The organism is Saccharothrix sp. NPDC042600 (genome assembly GCF_040647305.1).
Classification (GTDB): Bacteria; Actinomycetota; Actinomycetes; order Mycobacteriales; family Pseudonocardiaceae; genus Actinosynnema; species Actinosynnema mutabilis.
In genome coordinates, this window is sequence record NZ_JBEZBW010000084.1 from 21,284 (window position 1) to 36,716 (window position 15,433).

The 15,433-nt window shown below is 73.7% G+C and carries 13 protein-coding genes; 8 read left to right on the plus strand and 5 right to left on the minus strand.

From position 1 onward, the window contains the following. Positions 1-8: 8 nt before the first annotated feature. Positions 9-623 (minus strand): zinc-binding dehydrogenase, encoded by a 615-nt coding sequence (locus AB0A74_RS33130; protein ID WP_358255733.1) that lies wholly within the window; start codon positions 621-623, stop codon positions 9-11. A gap of 55 nt (positions 624-678) precedes the next feature. Further along, positions 679-1,812, minus strand: coding sequence for an epoxide hydrolase family protein (locus tag AB0A74_RS33135; protein WP_358255734.1), 1,134 nt, complete (start codon positions 1,810-1,812; stop codon positions 679-681). A gap of 52 nt (positions 1,813-1,864) precedes the next feature. Between AB0A74_RS33135 and AB0A74_RS33140 the strand changes: the two genes are divergently transcribed. The 3 genes from AB0A74_RS33140 to AB0A74_RS33150 all read left to right on the plus strand — a co-directional run bounded on the left by AB0A74_RS33140 (position 1,865) and on the right by AB0A74_RS33150 (position 5,816). Continuing rightward, complete coding sequence (locus tag AB0A74_RS33140; RefSeq protein WP_358255736.1) at positions 1,865-2,821, plus strand: YafY family protein; 957 nt, start codon at positions 1,865-1,867, stop codon at positions 2,819-2,821. A gap of 181 nt (positions 2,822-3,002) precedes the next feature. Then, complete coding sequence (locus AB0A74_RS33145; RefSeq protein WP_358255738.1) at positions 3,003-3,668, plus strand: DUF4097 family beta strand repeat-containing protein; 666 nt, start codon at positions 3,003-3,005, stop codon at positions 3,666-3,668. Positions 3,669-3,701: 33 nt separating this feature from the next. Further along, positions 3,702-5,816 (plus strand): DPP IV N-terminal domain-containing protein, encoded by a 2,115-nt coding sequence (locus AB0A74_RS33150; protein ID WP_358255740.1) that lies wholly within the window; start codon positions 3,702-3,704, stop codon positions 5,814-5,816. Between the two features lie 41 nt (positions 5,817-5,857). Here the strand turns inward: AB0A74_RS33150 and AB0A74_RS33155 are convergent, their stop codons facing one another. After that, complete coding sequence (locus AB0A74_RS33155) at positions 5,858-6,823, minus strand: winged helix-turn-helix domain-containing protein (protein ID WP_358255742.1); 966 nt, start codon at positions 6,821-6,823, stop codon at positions 5,858-5,860. A 67-nt stretch (positions 6,824-6,890) separates the two neighbouring features. Between AB0A74_RS33155 and AB0A74_RS33160 the strand changes: the two genes are divergently transcribed. After that, positions 6,891-8,078 (plus strand): MFS transporter, encoded by a 1,188-nt coding sequence (locus tag AB0A74_RS33160; RefSeq protein WP_358255744.1) that lies wholly within the window; start codon positions 6,891-6,893, stop codon positions 8,076-8,078. Here AB0A74_RS33160 and AB0A74_RS33165 read toward each other — a convergent pair. Beyond that, positions 8,034-10,778 carry an AAA family ATPase gene (locus tag AB0A74_RS33165; protein WP_358255746.1) on the minus strand — a complete coding sequence of 915 codons (2,745 nt, stop codon included), beginning with the start codon at positions 10,776-10,778 and terminating at the stop codon, positions 8,034-8,036. The genes AB0A74_RS33160 and AB0A74_RS33165 overlap by 45 nt on opposite strands. Positions 10,779-10,863: 85 nt before the next feature. On the opposite strand from AB0A74_RS33165, the gene AB0A74_RS33170 reads away from it, so the two are divergent. The 3 genes from AB0A74_RS33170 to AB0A74_RS33180 are packed head-to-tail and all read left to right on the plus strand — an operon-like array spanning position 10,864 to position 13,551. Next, positions 10,864-12,060, plus strand: a complete 1,197-nt coding sequence (locus AB0A74_RS33170; protein ID WP_358255748.1) for a serine hydrolase domain-containing protein — start codon at positions 10,864-10,866, stop codon at positions 12,058-12,060. Between the two features lie 29 nt (positions 12,061-12,089). Next, positions 12,090-12,554, plus strand: a complete 465-nt coding sequence (locus tag AB0A74_RS33175) for an SRPBCC family protein (protein ID WP_358255750.1) — start codon at positions 12,090-12,092, stop codon at positions 12,552-12,554. A 7-nt stretch (positions 12,555-12,561) separates the two neighbouring features. Continuing rightward, the gene (locus tag AB0A74_RS33180) at positions 12,562-13,551 is read left to right on the plus strand and encodes a serine/threonine protein phosphatase (RefSeq protein ID WP_358255752.1); all 990 of its coding nucleotides are present in this window, start codon (positions 12,562-12,564) and stop codon (positions 13,549-13,551) included. Here AB0A74_RS33180 and AB0A74_RS33185 read toward each other — a convergent pair. Next, entirely contained in the window at positions 13,548-14,183 is a 636-nt protein-coding gene (locus tag AB0A74_RS33185) for a TetR/AcrR family transcriptional regulator (protein ID WP_343939856.1), read from the minus strand. The genes AB0A74_RS33180 and AB0A74_RS33185 overlap by 4 nt on opposite strands. A gap of 98 nt (positions 14,184-14,281) precedes the next feature. On the opposite strand from AB0A74_RS33185, the gene AB0A74_RS33190 reads away from it, so the two are divergent. Further along, a complete protein-coding gene (locus AB0A74_RS33190; protein WP_358255753.1) occupies positions 14,282-15,271 on the plus strand; it encodes a PHP domain-containing protein in 990 nt (329 codons plus the stop codon). Positions 15,272-15,433: the final 162 nt, after the last annotated feature.

The following is a 15,433-nucleotide window of genomic DNA, read 5'->3' on the forward strand; positions in this document are numbered from 1 at the left end:
GTGCTCCCCTATCGACTCGACTCGCAGGGCCTGAGCCGCCCGGCCGCGGTCAGCCCCATCAGCTCGCTCAACGCCCGCGCGACCATGCCCGGCCGGTCGGCGCAGTCGGCCAGGCGGAACCCGACCACCGCGCGCGACCCGCCCAGCAGCCGCACCGGGTCCACCGCCGGCGGCTCGCCGTAGCAGACGATCCGCCCGAACGGGGCCAGCGCCGCCAGCGACCGCTCGAACACCTCGCCGCCCCGCGCGTCGAGCACGACGTCCACGGGCCCGTGCTCGACCAGCCGCTCGGTCAGCCCGGCCGGTTCGGGCGACACGGCCACGTCCGCGCCGAGCCGCAGCGCCACCCGCCGCTGCGTCCGGGTGCCGGCGGTGGCCACCACGCGGCCGGCCCCGAAGCTCACCGCGAGCTGCACGGCCAGCGCCCCGACCGGCCCGGCGGCGTCGTGGACGACCACCGACTCGCCCGGTTCGAGGTGGGCGCAGGTGCGCAGCAGGTGCCACGCGGTGACCCCGGGCCCGCCCAGGACCACGGCGGCCTCGTCGGAAACCCCGGCGGGCACGGGGAAGACCGCGCCGTCGAACGACAGCGCCCGACGCCCGTCCGCCGTGACGACCCGCATGTGAACCACACAACACACCCCGGTTGCGGGTCGGTTAGTGGGGACTCCACGACAACTAAGCGCGCAGCCCCCGGAAGAACGCCCGGACGTCCTCGACCAGCAGGTCGGGGGCTTCCATGGCGGCGAAGTGGCCGCCGCGGTCGAACTCCGACCAGTGCACGATCGTGTGCTCCCGGTCGAGGGTGTGCCGGATGGAGACGTCCAGCGGGAACACCGCGACCCCGGTCGGCACCGGCGACTTCTCGCCCGCCGACCAGGCCCCCGCGTGGGCGGTCTCGTAGTAGCTGTTGGCGGACGACCCGGCGGTGCCGGTCAGCCAGTACAGCGTCACGTTGGTCAGCAGCAGGTCCCGGTCCACGGCGTCCTCGGGCAGCTCGGCGGCCGGGTCGGTCCACTCCTTGAACTTCTCCACGATCCAGGCCAGTTGGCCGACCGGGGAGTCGTGCAGGCCGTGCGCGAGGGTCTGCGGGCGGCTGACCTGGATCATGGCGTACCCGGACTGCTCGGTGTTCAGGTAGTCCAGGCGAGCCAGGCGCCCGCGCTCGGCGTCGGTCAGCTCGACAGCCGGGTCCACCGGGGTGAACGCGGACAGGCCGTTCGCGTGGACGCCGACGACCTTGTCCGGGTTGAGCCGCCCCAGCCCCGGTGAGATGACCGCGCCGGTGTCGCCGCCCTGCGCGCCGTAGCGGTCGTAGCCGAGGCGGTCCATCAGTTCGGCGAACGCCCGGGTCACGCGGTGGGTGTCCCAGCCGGGTTCGGTGGTGGGGCCGGAGAACCCGCTGCCCGGGATCGAGGGGACGACCAGGTGGAAGGCGTCGGCGGGGTCGCCGCCGTGCGCGGCCGGGTCGCTCAGCGGGCCCAGGACGTTCAGGAACTCCACGATCGAGCCGGGCCAGCCGTGGGTGAGCAGGAGCGGCAGGGCGTCCGGTTCGGGCGAGCGGACGTGGAGGAAGTGGACGTTCTGACCGTCGATCTCGGTGGTGAACTGCGGGTACCGGTTCAGCTCGCGCTCGTGGACGCGCCAGTCGTAGCCGTCGCGCCAGTACTCGGCCAGGCCCTTGAGGTAGCTCGCCGGGACACCTCGGCTCCAGCCGACGCCGGGCAGGTCGGTGGTCCAGCGGGTGCGGGCGAGGCGCTCGCGCAGGTCGTCCAGGTCGGCTTGGGGAACGTCGATCGTGAAGGGCTTCATGACGACCACGCTAGGAGCCGGTTGGGTCAGGTCCGGTCCTAAGCTGGCACCCGTGTTGGAAACCTCCGCGCGACTGCTGCGCCTGCTGTCCCTGCTGCAGAACCGGCGCGACTGGTCGGGCGCGGAACTGGCCGAACGGTTGGGGGTCACGCCGCGCACCGTGCGGCGCGACATCGAGCGGCTGCGGACCCTCGGCTACCCCGTCCTGGCCTCGGCCGGGACGGCGGGCTACCGGTTGGGCGCGGGCGCGGACGTGCCGCCGCTGCTGCTGGACGACGACGAGGCCGTGGCGGTGGCGCTGGGCCTGCGCACCGCCGCCGGCGGGTCGATCACCGGCATCGAGGAGACCTCGGTGCGGGCGTTGGCGAAGCTGGAGCAGGTGCTGCCCTCGCGGCTGCGACACCGGATCAACGCCCTGCACGCGGCGACGGTGCCGATGGGCGGCGCGGGCCCCACCGCCGACCCGGGCACGCTCACGGCGATCGCCGCCGCCATCCGCGACTCGCTGAGCCTGCGCTTCGACTACCGCGCCCACGACGGGACCGCGAGCGTGCGCACCGCCGAGCCGCACCGCCTGGTGCACACCGGACGCCGCTGGTACCTGGTCGGCTGGGACGTCGACCGCGGGGACTGGCGCACCTACCGCGTGGACCGCCTCACGCCCCGCACCCCCACCGGTCCCCGCTTCACGCCGCGCACCCCGCCGGACGCGGACCTCGGCGGCTACACGTCCCGCGCGATCTCGACGTCCGCCTACCGCTACCAGGCCCGGTTCACCCTGCACGTGGACGCCGCGACCGCCGCCGAGCGGATCGCGCCCACCACCGGCGCGCTGGAGCCGGTCGACGAGCACTCGTGCACGCTGCGGGCCGGGTCGAACTCGTTGGACGAACTGGCGATCTACGTGACGACCACCGGTTTCGACTTCCGGGTGCACGAGCCGCCGGAACTGGTCGAGCACGTCAAGACCCTCGCGGCCCGCCTGTCCGCCGCTGCGGATGGGTCATAGCGTTCGCTCATACCTCATTGCAACGAGCAACCCCCATGTTGCGTTAACTCCGAGGATCGTTGCAACAATGTTCAAGCTTTCACCTGCACTTATGCGGTTTCTCCGCAACAAGCTTGTTGCTTCACCCGCAAACGCAACGTAGCTTTTGCCTCGTTGGAAACAACGAGAGCAGGAGAGAACGATGCAGACCTTCACCACCCCGGCCCCGATCACCGCCCTCCTCGACATCCCCGCCGGCACCGTCCGCTTCATCGCCGCCGACCGCGCCGACACCCTCGTCGAGGTCCTCCCCGCCGACGCCGGCAAGAGCCGCGACGTGACGGTGGCCGAGCGGACCACGGTCGAGTTCGCCGACGGCGTCCTGAAGATCGAGGCCACCGCCAAGAACCAGCTCCTCGGGGCGTCCGGCTCGATCGACGTGACCGTCCAGCTGCCCGCCGGCTCCCGCGTCGAGGCCAAGGCCGCGAGCGCCGAGGTGCGCGGCGTCGGCCGGTTCGGCGAGGTCGCCTTCGAGGGCGCGCACGGCTCGGTCAAGCTGGACGAGGCCGCGGGCGTGCGCCTGACCACACAGGCCGGCGACGTCACGGTCGGCCGCCTCACCGGCCCCGCCGAGATCAAGACCGGCAAGGGCGACATCACGATCTCCGAGGCCGTCCGCGGCACGGTCGTCCTGCGCACCTCCGCCGGGAACGTGTCGGTCGACGCCGCCCCCGGCGTCTCCGCCTCCCTGGACGCCGGCACCTTGCACGGCCGCGTCCACAACTCGCTCAAGAACGCCGGCGGCGCGCCCGCGCTGGCCATCCACGCCACCACCGACCACGGCGACATCACCGCCCGCGGCCTCTGACCACCCCGATCACCGGAAGTGAGGACGAAGGACATGACGACCACCGAGGACTACCAGGCCGCGGAACTGCTCCTCCGCCGACCCGCCGCCCCCGGCGAACTCGTCGTCGGCGACAAGGTCCGGCCGCAGTGGATCGACGGCGGCACCCGCTTCCGGTACGCCGTGAACACCGGCGCCGGCAAGGAGTTCGTGCTGGTCGACCCGGCCGCGGGCACCCGTTCCCCCACCGTCGAACCGACCGCGACCACCCCGCCGGGCAACCCGCTGGAGGTCGTCTCGCCGGACGGGAAGCTCGCGGTGTCCCGGCGCGGCCACGACCTGTGGGCCCGATCGCTGTCCGACGGCCGCAAGTGGGCGCTGACCACCGACGGCGCGCCGCACCACGAGTACGGCACCGGCCCGGACTGCACCGCCAACACCACGCTGCTGAACAAGATCGGCCTGCCGCACCTGCCGCCCGCGGTGGCCTGGTCGCCCGACTCGACCAGGGTGCTGGCGCACCGGACCGACCAGCGCCGGGTCCGCGAGGCCCACCTGGTCCAGGCCCGCCCCGCCGACGGCGGCGCGCCGGTCACCCGCACCCAGCGCTACGCCCACCCCGGCGACGAGCACCTGCCGACGGCCGAACTGGTCGTGCTGGACGTCGCCGCGGGGGCGGTGGTCCGGGCGCAGACCGACCCGCTGCTCATGCCGCAGATGTCGCCGATCACGACGAAGTGGGCGTGGTGGGCCGCGGACGGTTCGGCGGTGTACTTCCTGGACCGCCCCCGCGACCTGCGCACGCTGAGCCTGCGCCGGCTCGACCCGGCGACCGGCGCGGTCACCACCGTGCTCAGCGAGTCCGGGCCAACCCGCGTCGAGCCCAACCAGTGGCTGTACGAGCCGCCGATCGTGCGGATCCTGGCCGACGAAGTGCTGTGGTACTCGCAGCGCGACGGCTGGGGCCACCTGTACCGGTACGACCTGCGCACCGGCGACCTGCTCGGTCAGGTCACCGCCGGCGAGTGGGCGGTGCGGCAGATCCTGCACGTGGACGAGGCCGCGCGGGTCGTGTACTTCACCGCCTCCGGCCTGGTCGCCGACGACCCGTACCGGCGCACGGTCTGCCGGGTGGACCTGGACGGCACCGGTTTCGCCAAGATCACCGACGACGACCTCGACCACGTCGTGACCCTGGCCCCGACCACGGCGTACTTCATCGACTCCGCGTCCACTGTGGACACCCCGCCGGTGACGACGGTGCGCGACTGGTCCGGCCGGGTGCTGGTCGAGCTGGAGCGCGCCGACATCACCAAGCTGCTCGACACCGGCTGGACGCCACCGGAGCGCTTCCGCGTCAAGGCCGCCGACGGGGTGACCGACGTCTACGGCGTGCTCTACAAGCCGCGCGGGTTCGACCCCGCCCGCCGCTACCCCGTGGTGGACAACGTCTACCCCGGCCCGCAGGTCACCCGTGTCGCGCCGAGCTTCGACCCGGGCGGCATGGGCATGGACGCCGAACCGCTGGCCGCGCTGGGGTTCGCGGTGGTGGCGCTGGACGGGCGGGGCACGCCCGGCCGGAGCAAGGCGTTCCACGACGCCGGCGCGCTGGCCGACGCCGGCGGCCTGGCCGACCACGTGGCGGCGCTGCGGCAGCTCGCCGAGACCCGGCCGTGGCTGGACGTGGACCGGGTGGGCGTGCTCGGCCACTCCGGCGGCGGTTACGCGGCGGCCCGCGCGGTGCTGGAGTTCCCGGAGGTCTACCGGGTCGGCGTCGCCCTGTCCGGCTCGCACGACGCTCGCCACTTCAACGCGGGCTTCGTGGAGACCTACGACGGCGCGGACAACCCCGAGGCATGGGCACGGGCGTCCAATGTGGAGCTCGCGGACCGCTTGGCGGGCAAGCTGATGCTCGTGCACGGCGAGATGGACGACCAGGTCCACCCGACCCACACGCTGCGCCTGGCCGACCGGCTCGTCGCCGCCGACAAGGACTTCGAGCTGGTGGTCGTGCCGGGGGCGGAGCACACGTTCCTCGACTGCCTGGCCTACGTCCGCAAGCGCTGCTGGGACTTCCTGGTGCGCGAGCTGGCCGGCACGACGCCGCCCGCCCACCGCCCCGCCCCCATCGCGATCAACCCGGAGGTGCTCGCCGAGATGTTCGCCTGACCCCTCGACGGCCGGTGGCGTGCCCCCGCACGCCACCGGCCTCACGCACGTCCACAGGCTTCCAACAGCACCTCGCCGGCCGCGGTCCGCACGTACAGCACCGACCGCCCGGCCCGCTGCCGCTCGACCAGCCCGGCCTCCCGCAACACCTTGAGGTGCCGCCCCACCGACCCCAACGCCTGCCCGGTCACGGCGACCAGCTGCGTCGTGCTCATCGGCGTCCCGAGCAGCACCAGCAACGCCGCCCGCGCGGCCCCGACCAGCGCTTCCAGCCCGGTCGGGACGGCTTCCCGCCCCTCGGCGAGCACCCCGAGGCACGGGTAGACGACGGCGTACCGCTCCCGCCCCTCCCACGACACCCAGCTGGTGCGCGGCGTCACCGGCATGAAGAGCAGGTCCGCCCCGGGCGCGATCTCGCGCGGCGGGTAGGCGTTCCGGTTGACCTGGAACCGGCTCTCGCCCAACCACCGGGTGCCGGGCTTCAGCGAGTCCAGCACCGCCGCCCAGCCGCCGCGGTGCACCCGGGCGGTCCGCGCGACCACGTCGGCCTCCAGCACCCGCCGCCGGCGCTCCCAGTACGGCTCGACGGTCTCCCGCCACACGAACGTCAACAACGCGGTCGCCCGTTGCGGCAGGTCGTCCCGTTCCAGCACGGCCGGCAGCGGCCCGCGCAGGGACCCGCGGAGGTCGGCCCGCGCCTGCTCGGACCCGGTCGCCCGCACCCGCGCCACGGTCCCCTCGAACCCCTCCCCCGACGACGACGTGGGGCAGAAGAAGTCCGCGATCCACGACGTCCCGATCGCCGCCTCCACCAGCGGCCCGGCCACCGGGTCGGCCTCGCGGTACGCCCGGTACGCGGGCAGGTGCGCGCGCAACCAGTCCGCCTCACCCGGATGCGCCCCGGTCCCCGCGCGCAACAACCGCAGGCTCGCGAAGGTCTCCGCGAACGGCGACAGGACGAACCGGCTGCGCGCGAGCGTGTCCGCGTCGATCCGCCACAACCCCATCCGCACCACCTTTCGCGTGTCGGCGAAACAGTGAACACGGCCCGGCCCGCTCCCGAGAATCCGACCCATGCGCAGCTACCGGACCCTGTTCGCGACCCCGGAGTACACCCCGTTCCTGGCCTCCTTCGCCGCGTTCGCCGCCGCCCAGACCGTCGGCGCGCTGGCCCTGGGCACCCTGGTCTTCCGGGCCACCGGCTCGCCGCTGCTGGCCGCGATCAGCATGTTCGGCCCCCAGCTCGCCCAACTCGTGGGCGGCGCGCTGCTGCTCTCCGCCGCCGACCGGGTGCCGCCGCGCGCGATCCTGTCCTTGCTGTCCCTCGCCTTCGCGGCGGGCACCGCCGTCCTGGCGCTGCCGGGCCTCCCGATCTGGGCCGTGTTCGCCGTGCTCCTGGGACAGGGCCTGGTCGCGTCCCTGGGCGGCGGGGTGCGCGGCGGGCTGCTCAACGAGGTCCTGACCAAGGACGGTTACGTCCTGGGCAGGTCGGTCTACAACATGACCTGGGGCCTGGTCCAGGTGACGGGCTTCGCCACCGGCGGCCTGCTCCTGACGGTCCTGACCCCGCGGGACTGCCTGCTCCTGGCCACGGCCGCGTACGCGCTGTCGGCCGTGATCACCCGCCTGGGCCTGACCCGACGCCCGCCGCGCGCGACCGGCCGCCCGTCGGTGCGGGCGACGTGGCGCACCAACGCCGAGCTGTGGTCCTCCCGCCCCCGCCGCCTCGCCTACCTGGGCCTGTGGATCCCCAACGGCCTGGTCGTGGGCGGCGACTCGCTGTACGTCTCCTACGCGCCGGAAGCCGCCGGCCTCCTGTACGCCTGCGGCGCGCTGGGCATGGTCGCGGGCGACCTGGCGGTGGGCCGCCTGGCGCCCCCGGCGCTGCGCCCCCGCCTGGCCACCCCGTTGCGCCTGCTCCTGGCGGTGCCCTACCTGTTCTTCTTCCTGCACCCGGGAGTCGCGCTGTCGGCCGTGGCGGTGACCGCGGCGTCCGTCGGCTTCGCCGCGAGCCTGGTCCTCCAGGAACGCCTGATGGCGGTCACCCCGGACCACCTGGCGGGCCAGGCCCTGGGCCTGCACGGCACCGGCATGGTCGCCGTGCAGGGCATCGCCGCCGTCCTCGCGGGCACCCTGGCCCACCTGACCGGCCCGGCCACGGCGATCACGCTGATGGCGGCCGCGTCGGTCACGGTGACCCTGGCGCTGGCCAAGGGGTCAGGACGAGCGGCCGTCCAGGACTCGGGCCAGCTCCAGGCGTGAGGACACGTGCAGCTTGGCGTAGACCCGGGACAGGTACACCTCGACCGTGCGCGGGCTGTAGTGCAGGGCCGCCGCGATGTCCCGGTTGCGCATCCCCTGCTGGACCAGCCGGGCCACGTTCCGCTCGGCCTCGGTCAGCAACCCCTGCGTCTTGGCGCGGGCGCGCGGCACCTTGGCCCCCAGCTCCCGCAACCGCGCCCCGGCCCGCCGCCGCAGCCCGTGCGCGCCCAACCGCTGGAACGTCGTGTAAGCGTCGAGGAGCTCGGCGACCGCACCCGGGTCCACCAGACCCAGGGCCAACTGCCCGCGCGCCTTCTCGAACACCAACCCGCCCGCCTCGGCCTCCACCACGGCGGCCCGCAACACCGAGGCGTCCCCCGCCACCACGCCCTCGACCCGGCGCACGGCGGTCCGCGTCCACGGCGCCACCCGGTCCGCCGCGAGCACCGCCAACCGCTTCACCGTCCGCCGGGCCTCCTCGACCCGTCCGTGCTCCAGGTCCAACTCCACCAACCGCGCCAACAGCACACAGCTGTAAGCCGTGCTGCCGGAGGCGTCCACGGCCTCCACCAGGGTCGTGCGAGCGCCCTCGACGTCCCCGCGCGCGGCCAGGTACCCCGACATCGCGTACGCGTGCAGCCGCGCCATGTTCGGGGTCGTCGGGGGTTCCAGGGCGGCCAGCCGCGCGGCCACGTCCAGCTCGCCGCGCCAGGTCCGGATCTCCAGCTCGATCGCCCGCAGACCGTGGAGCATCATCAGCTCCTGCCGTGACTCCAGCTCGGCCGTGGCCCGCCCCAACCGGTCCAGCGACGCGTCCCACCGCCCGCCGAGCCAGTCCAGCGCGACCCGCGTCAGCTCCAGCTCGCCCTGGAACGCGAAGCCCGCCAACCGCTCCGCCCGCCGCAACCGCCAGGTGGCGTCGTGCACCAGCCCCGCCAGCGCACCGGTCGACGCGGCCACCGCAAGCGCTTGCCGTTCCAGCACCTCCGACCCCCGCGCGGCGGCCAGGGCCCGGTTCGCGTAGTCCACGGTCTTGTCGTGGCGGAACAGCATCGACGCCAGCACCACCAGCCGGTCGAACACCACGACCGCCTCCGCCGACGAGGAGAACTCCATCGCCTCGACCCGCGCGGCCTCCGCCAGCGCCTCGCCGTACCGGCCGGTGAACACCAGCAGCACCGCCCGGGACGCGTGCAGCGCCGGGGTCGTGTCGCCGGCCGCCACCTCCGCGTCGGCCAACCGCAGCGCCTCCGCCATCCGCCCCACCAGGAACAGGCTGCTCAGCACCACCACCGCCGCCCGGCTGCGCACCGGGCCCCGGGGCAGGTCGGCCAACGCCGCCAACCCGGGCGGGATCGCGGCGGCCGGCCGGGACGCGTGGGCCAACGCCCGGCACTGCAACGCGAGCAGCTCGGCCCGTTCCGGCGCGGCCACCGGCAGCAGCTCCAACGCCCGGCCGCACAGCGCCGCCGCCGTCTCCGGCGCGGACGTCCGCGCGGACGTGGCCGCCTCCGCCATCACCCGCACCGCGCGCAGGTCGCCCGGCGCGGCGGACTCGGCCAGGTGCCAGGCCAGTTCCAGCAGGTCCACCGGCAGCCCGCGGTCCCGGTCGTCCAGCAGCCGGGCGCTGATCAGGCTGTGCAGGTGGCGGCGCTGCGCGGGACCGATCTCCTGGTACAGCGCCTCGCCGACCAGGGCGTGCGCGAACCGGTAGCCGCGCTCGTCGTTGCGCACCACGTGCAGCCGCAGCAGCTCGTCGAACGCGGCCACCACGGTCTCCTCCGGCAGCGACGACACCCGCGCCAGCAGCCCGATCTGGTCCAGCCGCACCCGCCGGAAGATCGACACCGCCCGCGCGACGGCCCGGGTGTCCCGGTCCAGCGGCGCGACCCGGCGCAGCACGGCCTCCCGCCGGGTCAGCCGGATCGCGTCCGGCCGCACCGCCAGCCGCGCCTGCCCGCCGTCCACCGCGACCAGGTCCAGCTCGCGCAGCGACCGGGCGATCTCCACGGCGAAGAACGGGTTGCCGTCGGCCCGCTGGTGCACCTCGCGCGCCAGCTCGTCGTGCACGGCCGTGCCCAGCACGGTCTCCACGATCCGCTTGACCTCGCCGCCGGACAGCGGCGCGAGGTCGAGCCGCACCACCTCGGCGTGCCGTTCCAGCCGGTCCAGCAGCTCGTCCGCCGCCGGGTTGTCGTGCACCGGGCGCACCGCCGTGACCAGCACCAACGGCGCGGCCGACACCCGGCGCAGCACCACGCCGAGCATGGCCAGCGAGTCGTCGTCCACCTGCTCCAGGTCGTCCAGGACCAGCGCCGTGCGGTCGGCCAGCACGCGGGCCACCAGTTCGCACGCCCGGTCGAACCACGACGCGTCCGGCGCGGCCCGCAACGCCTCCACCGCGGCCGTCACGTCCGGTGAGCGCGGCACCGACCGCAGCGCGGTGGCGACCGCCGCGTACGGGATGCGCCGGGCCACGTCGTCGGACTCGGCGGCGGGCACCTCCGGCCCGAGCCGCCGGCGGACCTCGCCGAGCAGGCTGGACTTGCCGATCCCGGGCTCACCGGACACCACCACGGCGACCAGCCCGGCGGCGGGCGCGCGGTCGAGGGCGTCGGACACCAGCGCCAGTTCCGGTTCGCGACCGAAGAACGGCGACACGGCGGCGGCCTCCCGGGGTGCGCGGGCTGGGCTTGTCACCCTACCTATCGCGGAACCCCTACTCACGTGTCGCCGCTCACCCGTGGTCGCATGGTCGCCACCCACCGCCACCACGGGAGGATCAGTGACGGTCCAAGGCTTCTGCGGCCCCGGTTTCGAAGACGTCCGGGCCGAGTTCGAGCGCAACTTCGCCGAGCGCGGCGAGGTCGGCGCGAGCGTGCACGTGACCCTCGACGGCGAATCCGTCGTCGACCTCTGGGGCGGGGTCGCGTCGAACGCAGCGGGCGGCCGCCCGTGGACCGAGGAAACGGTCACGCACGTCTGGTCGTGCACCAAGGGCGCGACGGCGTTGTGCGCCCACATCCTCGCGTCGCGCGGCGAACTCGACCTCGACGCCCCGGTCACCCGGTACTGGCCGGAGTTCGGCCGGAACGGCAAGGAGCGCACGCTCGTCCGGCACCTGCTCGGCCACCAGGCCGGGCTCGCCGCCGTCCGGGAGCCGCTCCCGCGGGACGCCATGTACGACTGGGCGCTGATGACCGACGTCCTCGCGCGGCAGGAGCCGTTCTGGGAGCCGGGCACCGCGCACGGCTACCACGCGCTGACGTTCGGCCACCTGGTCGGCGAGGTGGTCCGCCGGGTCACCGGCCTCACGCTGGCCGAGTTCTTCGAGAAGGAGGTCTCCGGGCCGCTGGGCCTGGACTTCTGGCTCACCCTGCCCGAGGACCTCGAACCGCTGGTCGCGCCGACCGTCCCGCCCACGCCCGGCAGCACCGCCTCGCCCTTCTCGGTCGCCGCGACGACCCAGCCGCAGTCCATGCAGGCGTTGATGCTCATGAACAACGGCGGCTACCTCATCGCGTCGAACAGCCGCGAAGCGCACGCCGCGCAGTACGGCGCGGTCGGCGGCATGAGCAACGCGCGGGGCCTGGCGCAGATGTACCGGCCGTTGGCGTTGGGCGGTTCGTACAACGGCGTGGACCTGGTCTCCGAGGAGCAGATCGCCGTCATGTCCGCCGTGACCTCCGCCGGCCACGACCGGATGCTGCTCGCGCCGACCCGGTTCTCGCTGGGTTTTCTGAAGGCCGACAACAGCCCGGCGCAGGAGGGCGACTCCATGGGCCTGTCCGAGGACGCGTTCGGCCACTCCGGCATGGGCGGGTCCATCGGCTTCGCCGCGCCGGCCGCGCGGATGTCGTTCGGGTACGCCATGAACCGGCAGGGCGCCGGAGTGGGGTTGAACGAGCGCGGACAGTCCCTTGTGGACGCCGTGTACCGCGCGCTGGGGTACCGACGCGCGGGTGGCGGCTGGTTCCGGTAGACCGGCCCGGAAGCGCCTACCATGACGGGGTGATCGAGGTCGTGCGCAGTGGCCGGGTCGCCGCGTCGCCGGAGCGGGTGTGGCACGTGGTGTCGCGTGCCGACCGCGCCGCGGAGTGGCTGGCCTTCGCGGACCGCGTCGAGGTGACCTCCGGCGGGGGCTGCGGCGAACGGCGCACCCAGTACGGCAGGTGGGGCGAGCGGCGCTCGGAGATCGACGTCGAGGTCGTCGAGTACCGCCGCCCCACCGTCCTGGCGTGGCGGCACGTGGCCGAGCGGCTCGACGGCCGCCCCGCGCCCCGGTTCGCCGCCGACACGGAGTTCCGCGTGGAACTGTCGCCGGACAACGGCGGGACGGTCGTGCTGCTGCGCTCGTGCCAGGAACCCGTCTCGGCGTTGAAGGGCCTGCTGATCAAGGCCTTCGGCCGCCGCCAGGTGGCCCGGGGCCTGGAGGACTCCCTGGCCCGCCTCACGGCCCTCTTCCCGCCGGCATGATCGGGGGATGAGGACCGCCCGGCACCACGGGGTCGCCGCCGCACTGGGCTCCCGCTCCGACGACGACCTGCTCGCCCTCCTGGACTCCGCCGCGCCCGGCGGCGTCGGGGTGGGCGGCGGCGCGAGCGTGGTGGAGGTGGCCGGCGTCCCGGTCTTCGCCAAGCGCGTCCCGCTGACCGCCCTCGAACTGGCGCACCCGCACGACACCGCGAACCTGTTCGACCTGCCGGTGCGCTGCCAGTACGGCGTGGGCGGCCCGTCTTTCAACGCCTGGCGCGAACTGGCCGCGAACACCGCCGTCACCGAGGCGGTGCTGGCCGGCGAGACGACGTGCTTCGCCCTCCTGCACCACTGGCGCGTACTGCCCGGCCGCCCGCCCGTGGCCGACGAGCACGCCGACGTGGACCGGGTCGTCGCCCTGACGGGTGGCCACGAGTCCGTGCGGACCCGCTTGGAGGCGCTGGCCGCGGCGACCCACAGCCTGGTCCTGTTCAGCGAGTACGTCCCGCACCCGGTCGAGGCCTGGCTGGCCGAGGACCCCCTCGGCCGCGCGCGGACCGTGGAGCGCCAACTACTGGGGACCGCGGAGTTCCTGCGCGGTCACCGACTCCTCCACATGGACGCGCACTTCGGCAACATGCGGGTCAACGACGACACGATCCACCTGACCGACTTCGGCCTGGTCACGTCACCGACGTTCGACCTGTCGCCCGCCGAACGCGACTTCGTCCGGCGCAACACCGACCACGACCTCGACTACGCCAAGATGCGCCTGGTCAACTGGCTGGTGGTCGCGGTGTGCGGGGTCGCGGTCGTCGGCCCTCCCGTGGCGCGCAACGAGTACGTGCGCCGCTGCGCCGCCGGCGACGTCCCGGCCGACGTGCCCCCGGTCGTCGCGGACATCCTGGCCCGGCACGCCCCCGCCGCCGCCCGCATGAACGACTTCCTCTGGGCCCTGTTCGACGGCGACCCGACCGCCGAGTACCCCGCCGGCTAACCCGCCCCGTACACCGAGCGCAGCCAGACGAACGCCAGCGTGTCCACCAGCTCACCGTCCCGCTTGGCGGACCTGCGCGCCGGCGAGCGGTTCACGAAGGCTTGCTCGTTCATCGACACCAGCACCGCCGCCAACGACCGCGCGTCGGGCCCGTCCGGCGCGACACCCGCCGCGCGTTCCAACGTGATCTGCTCGGCGGTGGCGTCGATGAACCGGCGCGCGACCCCGGTCCAGAACTCCCGCATCCGCTCGTCGGTGTCCCGCGCCCGAACCGCCGCCCGCAGCACCGGTCCGTGCTTGCGCCACAAGGCGAGCGTGCTGCCCAGGGCGCGGCGGATCGCGGCCTCCGGCGGTTCGCTGCCCCGCCGCAGCCACGATGAAGCGGCGTCGTAGAGGGCGTCCAGCACGCGCGCGGACAGGGCGTGCAGCACCGCTTCCCGCGAGGAGAAGTGGAAGTAGAAGGTGGACCGCGAGATGCCCGCGCCGGAGGCGAGTTCGTCCACCGCGATGTCCTCCAGCGACCGGTGCTGGAGCAGGCGTTCCGCGGTGTCCAGGATGGCCTGCGACGTGAGGTCGCCCTTGCTCGGGCGACGCCGGGACCCGACCGAACCGGCCGTCGACCGTGGGGGCATGGCCGACATGCTGTCCCTCCGGGGCACCCGCCCGCAACCCTTCGTGACGACACCGTGGCCGACGCGCACCGAACGTCCCAACGGGGTACACAGGACGGGTGGATCCGTTGTGGGCGTTGCGGCAGGTGGCCTTCCAGTTGGAGAGGGCGGGCGAACCGACCTACCGGGTGCGCGCGTTCCGCCGCGCGGCCGAGGTCGTGGCCGGACTGCCACCGGGCGACCTGGAACGCAGGGTGGCGAACGGAACCCTGACCGACTTGAACGGCATCGGCAAGGCCACCGCCGGCGTGATCACCGACGCCGTGCAGGGCCGGGAGCCGACGTACCTGGCCAAGTTCCGGGACCGGCCGGTGACCGGCGGCCAAGCCCTGCGAGCGAAGCTCAAAGGCGACTGCCACACCCACTCGGACTGGTCCGACGGGGGCAGCCCCATCCGCGAGATGGCCGAGGCGGCGAGGGACCTGGGCCACGAGTGGATGGTCCTCACCGACCACTCCCCGAGGCTGACGGTCGCCAACGGCCTGTCCGCCGACCGCCTGCGCCGGCAGTTGGAGGTCGTGGCGGACCTGAACACGGAACTGGCCCCGTTCCTGGTCCTCACGGGCATCGAGGTGGACATCCTCGACGACGGCTCCCTGGACCAGGACCCGGACCTGTTGGCACAACTGGACATCGTGGTGGCCAGCGTCCACTCGAAGCTGCGCATGGCCGAGCCGGAGATGACCAAGCGGATGATCAAGGCGGTGAGCAACCCGAACGTGGACGTCCTGGGCCACTGCACCGGCCGCCTGGTGGTCGGCAAGGGCAGGCCGGAGTCGACGTTCAACGCGAAGGCGGTCTTCGAGGCCTGCCGCGACAGCGGCACGGCCGTGGAGATCAACTCCCGACCCGAACGCCGCGACCCACCGGGCAGGCTGCTGCGCCTGGCGGTGGACCTGGGCTGCACCTTCTCGATCGACAGCGACGCCCACGCCCCAGGGCAACTCGACTGGCTGGGCTTCGGCTGCGAACGCGCCGAAGAACACGGCGTAGACCCAGACCGCGTCATCAACACCCAAACAGCCAAAGACCTCCTATCCAGCCACTGACACGCACGCCAGAAGGACGCGCAACGCCCCACGCCTTGGGGGCGCGCAGCGCCTCTCTGGGCCTGGCGAGGTCACACCCCAACCCGGGCTTCTTGCTTGTGTCATCTCCGTATGGCCTGCCCGAAGGGCTACCACACTTTCCCGGGGTTGGGCCAAAAAGTT